The sequence below is a fragment of the uncultured Capnocytophaga sp. genome (assembly GCF_937936315.1).
In the GTDB taxonomy this organism is placed as follows: Bacteria; Bacteroidota; Bacteroidia; order Flavobacteriales; family Flavobacteriaceae; genus Capnocytophaga.
In genome coordinates, this window is sequence record NZ_CALGWU010000063.1 from 1 (window position 1) to 13,185 (window position 13,185).

A 13,185-nucleotide genomic window follows, 5' to 3' on the forward strand; every position below is an offset into this window, starting at 1 on the left:
TAATTCCTGTATCTTCTTTATTTAAAATAGATTATAAAAGTAGTTTCAATTTTATAAGAAAATAAAATGGATTTGAAAATGACTATTGAAAATTACACAGATAAATTGATAAATGAACTAATTGAAAAAAATTATGTACAAATATTTTTATAAAAACTTATATAAGATAAAATATGGACTATTTTATCTTATTGATGATAACATCTTTTTTATAAATCTTAAAAACTCATTTTGTAATAAAAATATTGAGATATTGCAAGGTGAATGCGTTATAAACTATCTTTACAAAGGGTTTATTTATTTATGGAATAATAATGAAAAATTAATTTTTGACATTAATAATTCTATTTTAAAAAAACATAATAATGACACTTATCCTATTAAAGATGTATATTCTTCTAAAAAAAAGTACTATATAACCTATAAAGAAAATGACATTATTACACTATTAGAATATAATGAAGGAAATTATGAGGAGATCCTTGAGAATATTAATTTTTCATTTATCATAGGAGACTTGTTTTATGATATTTCCAATAAAATAGTATGTTTCAATACTGAAAAAACTATTTGGCAATACGATTTAGAAACTTATTTCCACCAATCTGCTCAAATAATGGAAGGCAGAGTTTTAGTTTCAGACAATAGAATCATCTTTTTCGCTCATACTGAGGATTGGAGCAATTACGCCACTTTTGTTTTAGATGCTCAAACGGGACAAGTGCTAAATAATCCAAAAGAAACTATTTTTGGAGGCAAAATGTACTTGTTTGATGGCTTTTTATGGCAAAAAAAAGATAAAGGTTTTGCAAAAATGAATCCTGAAACTTTTGAAATCACACACTATGATTTAACAAAAGACCTGCCTACTGAAATAATAGACAACAGAACAATGGCTTACCACAACGGAATTATTGCTGTAAGTGCCAAACCTGAGAGAGATAGTATTCGCAGTTTAGTTTTACTTTTTGATACCAATACAGGAAAAATTATTTGGCGTAAGGAAATCTTACACAATGAGAGCAAACCCTCAAACAATGAAAATAGGCGCCAAATAGAAGAAATGCAAATGAATGATAAATATTTAGCTGTATCAACAACAGGATTCTCCCTTTATATCTTTGAAAAACAAGATGTTGAATCAAAGTAAAAAATTGTGAGGATTGCATAACGACAAAAGTTATAAAAGAACAATTCATAGAACGTGACTTATTCAATGCTACTGATATTTCTCAAATAAAATGGAGAATTTATGGTCAGAATTTTACCAAACAGCATTTTGAGAAATTCTTAAAGGAGAATAGAAAAGCAATAGAAAAATTGGAAATAGGAAGAATTGAAAAACTACTACCAGAATCTATGAAAGAAGGATTGAAACAAAGTAATATGTACAATAGAATTTATAATCACTTATTAGATAGTTATGAGAAAATATTTATTAATTGAGAAAAAGGAGAACATTAGTAGTTTTTTGTTAAAAAATAGTTTATATTTTGTTTCTAACAAAAAAATATATTCAAATGTTAATAATAACTTTGTCAATATAAACTCCAACAATATATATTCAGTAGAAAACCTTATACTGTCTGATACTGAGAAAGTATATGACTTCAATTTAGAAAATTATCAAATATTTATAAATGATGATTTTCAATATAGAAGGCGTTATTATAAAAATATTGTTACTTTTAATAACGAAACAAATATATTTTTTTATGATATTGCAAAAAATCAATTAGTAAGAAAAATGAATTTAAATTCATTTACAATTTATGGAACAATATATTGTTTTATCAATGAATATGCTATAATATTAGGAAAAGATACTACTATTTCAGCCTTTGATTATATTCAAGAAAAAATTCTTTGGCAATACGATTTAGAAACTTATTTCCACCAACCTGCCCAAATAATGGAAGGCAGAGTTTTAGTATCAAACAATAAAATCATCTTTTTCGCTCATACTGAAGATTGGAGCAATTACGCCACTTTTGTTTTAGATGCTCAAACGGGACAAGTGCTTTTTACTACTCAGGAAATGGGTATGAAATTAGTAGAGCATAATAGCCTTGTTTACCAAATACAGCGAAAAGCAATTAAAATATTAGACCCTAAAAATTTGAAAATTGAAACAATAGATGTTTCTGCTTATTGCGATGAGCAATCTATATTTTTAGACGATCACACTGTTTTCTTTTACAAAGATAAACTCTATACATTAGCAAGAGAGCAAGGAAGTGATGTGTATAACATTTGGGTCGTTTTCAACCTTAAAAACCAACTGTTTGAATATCGCGAAGATATGTTTATCAATCCTAAGAAGAAGAAAGATGAGAAAAACAAAATGTTTATCAATGATATTCAAGCAAATGATAATTTAGTAGCTATCAGATGTTCCGACAATCTTTATATCTTTGAAAAAGAACTAGAGGAGTAAAAATAGATAGATAAATTATTTAGCAAAGACAATCCTTGCAAAAAAAAATGAGTTTATAGGTTCAATAGCAGGTCCTATTATAGTATTGTGTTTCGGTGATGTCGCTGCAGGCGAAAGTGTTTTAGCCAAAATAGGAAGTACCTCCCTAAAAGCCCTACAATTCTGCGACCGCATAGGCGACCCCTTCCGTTATATGGGCATAAGCATTCGTTATATAAAGAATGCTTCAGGCAAACTACTGATAGTCTTTAGAAATGCAACAGGCAAAGTAGCCGAACGATTAGAAAGCGGCTTGTACAGAGTACGTGTATTAGTAAACAATACCGAAAGACTTGAGGACGTATCTGAAGATGTAGCCGAAGAACTATTCAATGGTAGAACAGCGCCTATAGGTGGCGATACAAATGCAAGATTAGCGCACACCGCTGAAGATACCGCTGAAAAAACAGCTAAAATTGATATTGGTAAATGGTTAAAAAGTTTAAGAACTAAAATTAATCCTAGAAAAGATTTACCAGATGGAAAGTTTGAAAAGTATGTTACGGGAGATGATATACAATACGAAATAGTTGGGGGAAATGAAAAGATATGGGCTGATGGTATAAAAATAAAAGAAAATAAAGTTATTGATGCAAAGCATAACCCTGGAAATTTTTATACTAAGGAAAGTTATGACAAAAAAACTTTCTTATATAGAGATTTAGAAAATGAATTTAAACGATATGCCGCAGTCATTAATGATCCTTCAACTCCTGTTGATGAATTACTAATATATATAAGTAAAGAGAACAATGATAGTGTAAAACTATTTGAATACTTAGGGAAAAAGTTCAATGTAAAAACAAAAGTTATATTAGAAAAATGGAACGAATAATTAAAACAAAAAAACTAATAATAAATAGCACTGAATTCTATATATGGAGTGAAGAACAATTAATAAAAGCAGATGAATTATATGTTTTTTGTTCCGAATTGAATAAAAAAAGTAAATTTAATTTTTATATTGAACAAAAAGAAGATTATATTCTTCTATGTTCACCAGATAAAAAGTCATTGAATATTAAATTCTATAATGAGGGTTATGTTTTTTTTGTAGAAGGTGAAAAAAAGAATTGTATGCGTTTTCTATATTATTTTGATAAATGTTTTGATCAAAATAGGTTCTTCTATGTAAGTCCTTCTCAAATGTTAGATGAGAATAATAAGTTCTTATATCCTAGAAATGCTGATTTAATCGGAATAGCGTTCTTTTTGGATATTATTTTTAATAATACAGATTATTCTGATTATATAAGATCTGACAATTTCTAATAATTCCATATTATTTAAAATATTAAGCAACACTCTCTTTAGAAACCCTGAAGTACAAAAGCGCGTAATAATCCCATACTCAAAAAATTGGGCTTTACAGATGAAATTTTAGCCAGTTTAAGAGCTTCAGGTAAAGGTGAGTTTTCGTATGAAAAAATATTAGATAAGCTATTGAGTATAGCTAAGAAAATAGAAGACAATCCTAACACCACCATAGAAGATTTTTACGAAAAGGTAATATATAAGTTAGAGAAGAACAGCAAAGCAACCAACTCACAAAGGATAGGTGCAGAAGGTGTTCTTAAGGCTGTTGATGATGAGTTCGACAACTTACTAAAAGGAAAAATTGTAAGATTTGAAAAACAAGTAGATAATGCACGTTCAACTAAAAAACTCTCAGCGGAAGACTTAACAGTTGAAATAGAAGCTTTAGATGGTAGCAGAAAAACTTTATTCCGTGTAGAGGTGAAAAATTGTCAAGATTGTGTGACAGCAAAAGTTATAAAAGAACAATTCATTGAACGCGACTTATTCAATGCCTCTGATGTTTCTCAAATAAAATGGAGAATTTACGGTCAGAATTTTACCAAACAAGATTTTGAGAAATTCTTGAAAGAAAATAAAGAAGCAATAAAAAGTTTATTGAAAAATGAAAAATCAAAATCTAATATAGAAAAATGGTTTGATTTGAAAGAAGGACAATCTTTCATTTCAGATGAACAAATTAAAATATTCTCTAATACTTACTATAATAAAATATTCAATTAAAACTACTTAAATTAAACTATATGAACAAAATAGAAAATGCTAATATAATTGGACTTCTAAAAAATGATGTCATAATTTCTAAAATAAAAGGAGAAAATGAATTTATAGTCAGATATAATGAAAATCAGGAAATTATTTGGGAGAAAAAATATATAAATACAGGCAATAAATTCATTTGTGGCACAAAAATTATTATTTATGAAGGAGAATATACTACTATTTTAGATGTAAATACTGGAAGTTTTCTTAATAAAGAGAATAGATATTACATTAAAAATAATTGTAATTATATCGTTTATTTTGAGTTAGATAATTCAAAAGAATTGTTTATAAATGGAAATAAAATAGAAAATTTTTCGAGATTGAAAGTCTTTGGTAGTAATAAAGTATTTTTTTCTGATATAAATGAACCTTTCATCAAGTCTGTTAATTTTATTGACAATGTAGATTTGTTTTTATTTAATGCAGAAACTTATTTCCACCAACCTGCCCAAATAATGGAAGGCAGAGTTTTAGTATCAAACAATAAAATCATCTTTTTCGCTCATACTGAAGATTGGAGCAATTACGCCACTTTTGTTTTAGATGCTCAAACGGGACAAGTGCTTTTTACTACTCAGGAAATGGGTATGAAATTAATAACCTACAATGATTTTGTTTACCAAATACAGCGAAAAGCAATTAAAATATTAGACCCTAAAAATTTAAAAATTGAAACAATAGATGTTTCTGCTTATTGTGATGAGCGATCTATATTTTTAGACGATCACACTGTTTTCTTTTACAAAGATAAACTCTACACATTAGCCCGTGGGCAAGGAAGTGATGTGTATAATATTTGGGTGATTTTTAATCTTAAAACCCAACTGTTTGAACATCGTGAAGATATGTTTATCAATCCTAAGAAGAAGAAAGATGAGAAAAACAAAATGTTTATCAATGATATTCAAGCAAATGATAATTTAGTAGCTATCAGATGTTCCGATAATCTTTATATCTTTGAAAAACAAGATATTGAAGCAAAGTAAAAATTGCGTAACAGCAAAAGTTATAAAAGAACAATTCATAGAACGTGACTTGTTCAATGCCTCTGATGTTTCTCAAATAAAATGGAGAATTTATGGTCAGATAGCAAGTAGGATTTATAAAAAGAATAAGCAAAAAGTCATATTATGCCCTTAGATTTGAACAAACCACATACATTTGTATCAAAATATCACCCAATAAAACAATAGACGTTTGGCTTTTATCTGAAAATCAATACTCACCTATGAAAACATTAAGCAACCCCATTGTTATTACTGATACTTTACAGCTGTATCAGTATGTTTTTGAAGAATTTGATCAAAAACCTGCTCATCTAAAATTCAAATGTGTTTGCGAGAATTTCAACACTTTTGATTTGCACTATGGCACAGAGGCATTTCTTTTTAACGACTTATACAAAAAAGGCATTTTGAGCCAACAAACGCTATTAGCAACCAAAGTAGAGCCTACGCTATATACCATTGTTGAGTGTCCGCATTGCCATAAACAAATTCTCATAGTCTACAGGTTGAGAGAACCCAATAACAATCGCTTTGTATGCGAAATCGCCGGCGCTTTTATTTTTGAGGAAAACGCCTCTAAATTACACCTCTAAAAAACAATATATCATCACTTTAGTTTCTACTTCTTGTTTTTTTTATGTAAAATTCTTACGAAATAATTTGTTTATTACGATTGTTTTTTTATATTTGCGAGAAAAATAAAAAATATCTTAATTTTATTTTAAACACATAATTACAATGAGAAAAAAACTTTTATTCGTAGCTTTGCTATCGGTGATGGCAACTACATTCGCACAAGAAAAAATTAAAGACGTAAGAACTAAACCCGACCTCTATTTCTTACAAATAGGTGAGGTGGCTAACAGCCTTGAACTCCTACCTCCGCCACCTCAACCTGGTAGTATCCTCTTCCTCAACGACGAAGCTCAATACCAATGGGGCTTAATGCAACGCCGTACCCCTCGTGGCGACCAAGCCGTATCCGATGCTCGTGTAGATGGAGCTGGCGTGCCTAACGCTTTCTCTGAAGCCTTTGGTATCAAGATTTCTAAAGAAACTACCCCCGAAATCTTCAAACTCGTGGTAAATATGCGCGAAGATGCTGGTGACCTCGCTACTCGTGCTGCTAAAGAGCACTATATGCGCGTACGTCCGTTTGCTTTCTACGAAAAAACTACTTGCAACCCCGAGCAACAACAAGAACTTTCTACCAATGGGTCTTATCCTTCAGGACACACCGCTATTGGCTGGGCTACTGCTTTGGTGCTTGCCGAAATCAACGTAGACAGACAAAACGAAATCCTCAAACGCGGCTATGAAATGGGACAAAGTCGCGTGATTTGCGGGTACCACTTCCAAAGTGATGTAGATGCGGCACGCCTTGTAGCCAGCGCCGTAGTAGCGCGCCTCCACGCCAATGATGCCTTTATGAAACAACTCGAAAAAGCTAAAAAAGAGTTTGAAAGTCTTGTGAAAAAAGGCAAAGTGAAGAAAAGTGAACGTATGACCAAATAAACTGCTAAAACGATGAAAAAGATACATTTTATAGCACTCAGCTTGATGGCTGTGGGCTACACCTATGCCCAAGAAGTGCCTACTACCGTTACAGAAACCACCGAATTGCTACCTGCTCCTGCACAAGAAGCTCCCAAACCAGAGCCTAAAATAGAAGTGAAACCCGCAGGGCGTATCTTGATAGATGCGGGCTATTTCAATGCCAATGAACAAAAAGACAAGTTCGTAAGTGGGGTAGCCATCCCCGATGCTCGCGCGGGCTTGGGCGTGCGCTATGGCAATTGGAAAGCCAAAGTAGATATAGGGTATGCCTACGGAAAACTCTCTCCTAAGGATATCTTTATCGAGTACGGCTTTAGCAAGCACACCCTCTTGCGCGGAGGTTATTTCGTACATCAATTTGGGATGCAAAGCGCTACCAGTTCTTCTTTCAAAATATCGATGGAAGAACCCCAAAGCAACGAGGCTTTTTTCAACTCTCGTTTGATGGGGTTGATGCTCTTGCACCAAAAAGACGACTTTATGGGTACGCTTAGCCTCTTTGCCGAAGGAGAATCGATGAAGCAAAGTTCTGATGCTACAGGTGACCAAGGAGTGGGAATGATGTCGCGCTTGCTCTATCGTCCACAACGCGAAGAAGGTAAGATTTTTCACGTAGGACTTTCAGGAGCTTTTGAGACTCCACGCTACAACAAAGAAGCTGCCCTTAACCACAGTTCTTATATACTCAAAACCCCTTTCCCAACACGTATTGCCAAAGTAACCGCCCAACAAGCAACTATTGACAACGCTACTTTCCTCTACAAATTCTCTCCTGAATTGCTCTTTGCACGGGGTCGTTTAGGCGTAGAAGCCCAATATTACTATGTGAACGTAAACCGCAAGAGTGGATTTGAGAATTTCAAAGCAAGTGGTGCGTATGGAATGTTCCGCGCTATTGTGAAAGGAAATCCTTATGAGTATAATGAAATCGACGGAGGTATCGCCACCCCCAGACCAGGAGCGTTAGAACTCGTTGCTGGCTATAACTACACCGATTTATCCGACCCTAAAGCGGGTATTTTGGGTGGTCGCCTCAACGACTATTCGCTTACCTTCAACTATTATATCAATAAGTATATGATTTGGCGTGTGCGCGCTTCCTATACTGGGGTTACTTACCGTCAAGAATATGTGCCTAATGGAACAAATAGAGATATACCAAATACTAATTTAGGACTTATAGAAATGCGTTTGCAAATCAAATTCTAAGTGGTGCGAGCCGCACGGGCAATTACTTTTACATCACATACTTTACCAAAGGTCGTAGCACGACGAGCAATTGAAACTTTGCCAAAGGTCGTAGCACGACAAGCAATTGAAACTTTGGCAAAGTTAAAGAATATAATTTTCTAATTAAAATACCGTATGAAAACAAGAATCATAACTCTACAAGCATTACTACTTCTCTTGTGTCCGCTTTTAGCGATGGCACAACTCAACCGCTCTGAGAGTTTTAAAAGTCAGTATAAACTCAAAGAAGTGGTGATCCTCAGTCGTCATAACATTCGCTCCTCACTATCAGTGAATGGGAGTACCTTGCAAAAAATGACGCCTCACGAGTGGATAAAATGGAGCGCTGCCCCCAGTGAACTCACCCTTCGCGGAGGAGCCCTTGAAACCATTATGGGTCAGTTTTTCCGCAAATGGACAGTAGCCGAAGGACTTTTTGCTGAGAATGTCGTTCCCACTGTTGATGAAGTGAATTTCTATGCCAACAGTATGCAACGCACCATTGCGACAGCGCAATATTTCTCCTCAGGATTTATGCCCGTAGCCAATTTGCATATCAACCACCGCTTTACCCCCAGCAAGATGGACCCTGTGTTCTTCCCTGCGCTAACCAAAAGCAGTGATACCTTCAAAGCACAAGCAATGAAAGAAATCGCTGCTATGGGCGGTAAAAAAGGTATTGTAGGCATCAACGAGGGGTTGAAAGAGTCTTACCAACTCTTGGAAAAAGTACTCGATTTGAAGAACTCACCCGCTTGTAAATCAGGGGAAGTGTGTGCTTTCAACGATTACAACACCAAACTGATACTCGAAAAAGGTGATGAACCCAATATGAAAGGTTCGCTAAAGTTAGCCAACTCCGCTTCCGATGCTTTTATCTTGCAATATTACGAAGATAAAGACCCTATGCAAGCCGCTTTTGGCAACAACCTCAGCACCTCCGACTGGGAAAAAATCGCTAAGGTAAAAGATGTCTATGGCGATGTACTTTTCACCGCTCCTATCGTAGCTGTGAACGTAGCGCACCCACTATTAGTGTATATGAAAGACGAGCTGAACGCTAAAAACCGCAAATTCACCTTTCTTTGTGGTCACGACTCTAACATTGCCAGCGTGAATGCCGCCTTGGAAGTAGAAGAATACAGCTTGCCAAAATCTATTGAGAAGAAAACCCCAATAGGTAGCAAACTCGTATTTGAAAAATGGGTAGACAACAGCGGTAAAGAGTTTGTAGCAGTAAATATTGTATACCAAACCACCGAACAATTGCGTGGAGTAGAGCTCCTCGATTTAGAGAATCCACCCGTGGTATTCCCACTAAAACTCAAAGGCGTACAAGCTAATGCCGATGGACTTTACTCCTTAGAAAGCGTAAACAACCGTTTTGACAAAGCTATTCGCGCGTATGAAGCAATAAAGTAATATTTTCTAAATTTTTCATAAAAAGGCTATCCTTTTTCAGGATAGCCTTTCTATTTTTTTCTATTTATTATGTGTGTACAGCCTCTTTTTTGGTATTTATAAGTGAAAGAAAAAAATCAATCATAATAAAAAGAATTCATTAACCTATAATCTTTTTTCTTTATGAATTTAATCAACAAAACATTTCTGCTATGGATATGTATTTGTACATTCCCGTTGTTTGCCGCCAACAACGACTCTCAACCTACACAAATACAATTAGATTTAAAAAATGCTTCTATCTTGCACATTATAAAATCCATAGAAGCTCAAAGCGATTTCACATTTGTTTACAGCGACGATTTGAAAAACGTCCGAAAACAAATAGACATCAAGCTCAACACCTCTATAGACGAAGTGCTAAAAACGCTGTCTAAAGAATTTTCCTTAGATTTCCAGCGAATGCATCGCACTATTTCTATCAGAGTGAAAACTTCACAACAGCCTACCACCATCACAGGGGTCGTTATCGATGAAAAAGGTACGCCTCTCCCTGGGGTGGCTATAGTCGTGAAAGGCACTACCATCGGAACAGCTACTAATTTCGACGGAAAATTTAGCCTAAATATCCCTAAAGGCGCTACCACTCTCGTAATTTCCTCTATCGGATATATTACCCAAGAAATAGCTATAACTAACAAACAATATTTAAAAATCATTCTAAAAGAAGATGTACAACAGCTAGACGATGTCGTTGTTATAGGCTATAATACCGTTAAGAAAAAAGACCTTACTACAGCCGTAGCCGTTGTCTCTACACAAGATATACAACAGCGACCCGTCATTTCGGCAGCACAAGTAATACAAGGAAAAGCCGCAGGGGTACAAGTCGTACAACCCTCAGGACAACCTGGCACAGGGCTCTCTATTCGCGTTAGAGGGGCTACCTCTATACAAGCTAGCAACGAACCTCTATATGTGGTAGATGGATTGCCTATGTCTACCATTTCTAATTTGAGCTCCGAAGATATCGAAAGCATGCAAATTCTAAAAGACGCATCTTCTGCTGCTATCTATGGCGCAAGAGCCGCCAATGGAGTCGTGCTCATCACTACCAAACGAGGCAAAGAAGGCGGACTTTCCATCAACTTCAATACCTATACAGGATTCTCCAAATTAGGCAATAAAATACAAGCCCTCAATACCTCTCAGTATAAAGATTACATCAGTGATTTAAACAAATATACCGATGCCCCTATTACAATCCCCGATGAAGAAAACCGATATACCAATTGGACTGATGCTTTCTACAGAACTGGCAGCAACCAAAACTACCAACTATCTCTCTCTGGCGGTAGTGAAAAACTGAAATATTTCGTCTCTAGTGGATTCCTAGACGAACAAGGGATCGTCAAAAAATCTAAATTCAACCGAACCAACTTCCGAACCAATTTAGACGCCTCCCCCTCCAATTGGCTCAAAATAGGTGTCAATGTAGCCTATACCCAAATGAAAGGACAAACAGTCTATGAAAACAGAAGCTCTCTCCGCGCAGGATCTATACTTTCGGTAATCAATACCCCTCCTTATATGCAAGTATGGGATTCCGAAAATCCTAAACAATACGATGAGTTTGCCTATGGTTCTCGCATCCTCAGCCCGTTTGCTGCAAATGCTGCCGACCAAACCTATAACAGAAGTAGACTCTTAGGATCTCTTTTCTTGAATTTCAGCCTCTCAAAACACCTCAACTACAAAGTGAGTTTAGGAATAGACGAAACCAATTCTAGAAGTTTGTACTATTTAGACCCCATTTCCACTTCCGATGGCCGCTCTACCAAAGGACGCGTTGAAGAAGGTAACAGCAAAGATTTTGAATGGCTATGGGAAAATATCCTCACTTACCAAAACCAATTCGCAAACAAACACAACCTATCTCTATTAGGCGGCACTACCCTACAAAGAGCTAAATCAGAATCAGGTAACTTAGCAGGATATGATTTGCTAGATACCTATAACCTACGCTCTTTCTCTGCTGCCAATATCATTGATAAAGATGCTACTTGGAGCGGCGCTTCTCAATGGAGCTTGGTCTCTTTCTTAGGTCGTATCGCCTACGATTACGAAAGTAAATACCTTCTCAGCGCCAATATCCGTGCCGATGGTTCCTCTAAATTCGCTCCTCACAAACGTTGGGGCGTCTTCCCTTCTGTATCTGTAGGATGGCGTATTTCAGCTGAACCTTTTATGAACTTTGCTAACAAAGTAGTTTCAGATATGAAACTCCGTGCTGGTTATGGCCTCAATGGTAACCAAGAAGGCATTGGCAACTACTCTTGGCGTGCCCAATATTCGGCTGGCAAAGTACCCCCTACTACCTTAAACACCCTCCCTGGACTCTCTCTGTACCTCAAAACCCCAGGAAATAGAGAACTCACTTGGGAAAAAACCTCTCAAACAAACGTTGGCCTCGATTTAAGCCTGTTTAACAACCGCCTTACCCTCAACGCCGACGCTTACTACAAATACACTAAAGATATGCTCCTTACCGTATATCTGCCCAATTATACCAATATCCCAGGGGGAATCGTACGCAACGACGCCGAAATGGAAAACAAAGGAATAGAATTCAATATTTCCTCTAAAAATATCGACCAACAACTAAAATGGGATACCGATTTTAACATCTCTTTCAACCGAAATAAAGTTACAAAATTAGGATTGAACAAAGTGTATTACTACGCCACTACCTACACTACCGAGCAATCCGCTATTATCCTAAAAGAAGGTCATTCCTTAGGATCTTTCTACGGCTATGTAGCCAAAGGTATCAACCCCGAAACAGGCGATGTAATCTACGAAGATAGAAATCAAAACGGAATTATTGACCCCGAAGATAGAACCGAAATAGGTAATGCTCAACCTAAATTCGTTTTTGGACTTACCAATAACCTAGCCTACAAAAACTTCGCTTTATCTCTTTTCTTCCAAGGTTCTTATGGCAACGATATTTTCAACGCCTCAAAAATTGATATGACCAGTATGATGGACTTCAGAAATCAATCTACCGAAGTACTCAATCGATGGAAACGCCCAGGAATGGAAACTAATGTACCCCGCCCAGGGAACATCAAAAACATTTACAACTCTACTCGCTTTGTAGAAGATGGCTCTTACTTGCGTCTAAAAAGCATTACCCTTTCATATAACCTAAGCCCTCAATTAGATTTCTTGAAAAAGAACAGCATCAAGAAACTACAACCTTATCTCACTGCCCAAAACCTCTGGACACTCACTAATTACAGCGGTTATGACCCCGAAGTAAATGCCTATGGTGCTAGCGCCGTAGAATTAGGGGTTGACTACGGAACTTATCCGCAATCTAAAACAATCATCTTTGGTATCAATGTAGAATTTTAAAAACTCACAATT

11 protein-coding genes are annotated in these 13,185 nt (G+C 35.6%); all 11 read left to right on the top strand.

Going from position 1 to position 13,185, the window contains the following annotated elements; genetic code table 11:
* Window positions 1-133 precede the first annotated feature (133 nt).
* The 11 genes from Q0162_RS12495 to Q0162_RS12545 all read left to right on the top strand — a co-directional run bounded on the left by Q0162_RS12495 (window position 134) and on the right by Q0162_RS12545 (window position 13,173).
* Entirely contained in the window at window positions 134-1,150 is a 1,017-nt protein-coding gene (locus tag Q0162_RS12495; protein WP_297892301.1) for a hypothetical protein, read from the top strand.
* Between the two features lie 597 nt (window positions 1,151-1,747).
* Window positions 1,748-2,437: a hypothetical protein gene (locus Q0162_RS12500; RefSeq protein WP_297892304.1), complete on the top strand. Its 690-nt coding sequence runs from the start codon at window positions 1,748-1,750 to the stop codon at window positions 2,435-2,437.
* A gap of 85 nt (window positions 2,438-2,522) precedes the next feature.
* The gene (locus tag Q0162_RS12505; RefSeq protein WP_297892307.1) at window positions 2,523-3,311 is read left to right on the top strand and encodes a hypothetical protein; all 789 of its coding nucleotides are present in this window, start codon (window positions 2,523-2,525) and stop codon (window positions 3,309-3,311) included.
* The gene (locus tag Q0162_RS12510; protein ID WP_297892309.1) at window positions 3,299-3,748 is read left to right on the top strand and encodes a hypothetical protein; all 450 of its coding nucleotides are present in this window, start codon (window positions 3,299-3,301) and stop codon (window positions 3,746-3,748) included. Before Q0162_RS12505 ends, Q0162_RS12510 begins: the two co-directional genes overlap by 13 nt.
* Before the next feature lie 87 nt (window positions 3,749-3,835).
* Window positions 3,836-4,516 carry a hypothetical protein gene (locus Q0162_RS12515; protein WP_297892311.1) on the top strand — a complete coding sequence of 227 codons (681 nt, stop codon included), beginning with the start codon at window positions 3,836-3,838 and terminating at the stop codon, window positions 4,514-4,516.
* A 20-nt stretch (window positions 4,517-4,536) separates the two neighbouring features.
* The gene (locus Q0162_RS12520) at window positions 4,537-5,544 is read left to right on the top strand and encodes a hypothetical protein (RefSeq protein WP_297892313.1); all 1,008 of its coding nucleotides are present in this window, start codon (window positions 4,537-4,539) and stop codon (window positions 5,542-5,544) included.
* Window positions 5,545-5,786: 242 nt separating this feature from the next.
* Entirely contained in the window at window positions 5,787-6,158 is a 372-nt protein-coding gene (locus Q0162_RS12525) for a hypothetical protein (RefSeq protein WP_297892316.1), read from the top strand.
* A gap of 145 nt (window positions 6,159-6,303) precedes the next feature.
* Window positions 6,304-7,080 (top strand): phosphatase PAP2 family protein, encoded by a 777-nt coding sequence (locus Q0162_RS12530; protein ID WP_203083854.1) that lies wholly within the window; start codon window positions 6,304-6,306, stop codon window positions 7,078-7,080.
* Window positions 7,081-7,092: 12 nt separating this feature from the next.
* Window positions 7,093-8,331, top strand: a complete 1,239-nt coding sequence (locus Q0162_RS12535) for a porin (protein ID WP_297892318.1) — start codon at window positions 7,093-7,095, stop codon at window positions 8,329-8,331.
* Window positions 8,332-8,487: 156 nt separating this feature from the next.
* Window positions 8,488-9,774, top strand: a complete 1,287-nt coding sequence (locus tag Q0162_RS12540; protein ID WP_297892321.1) for a histidine-type phosphatase — start codon at window positions 8,488-8,490, stop codon at window positions 9,772-9,774.
* 162 nt (window positions 9,775-9,936) lie between these two features.
* Window positions 9,937-13,173, top strand: a complete 3,237-nt coding sequence (locus tag Q0162_RS12545; RefSeq protein ID WP_297892324.1) for a SusC/RagA family TonB-linked outer membrane protein — start codon at window positions 9,937-9,939, stop codon at window positions 13,171-13,173.
* Window positions 13,174-13,185: the final 12 nt, after the last annotated feature.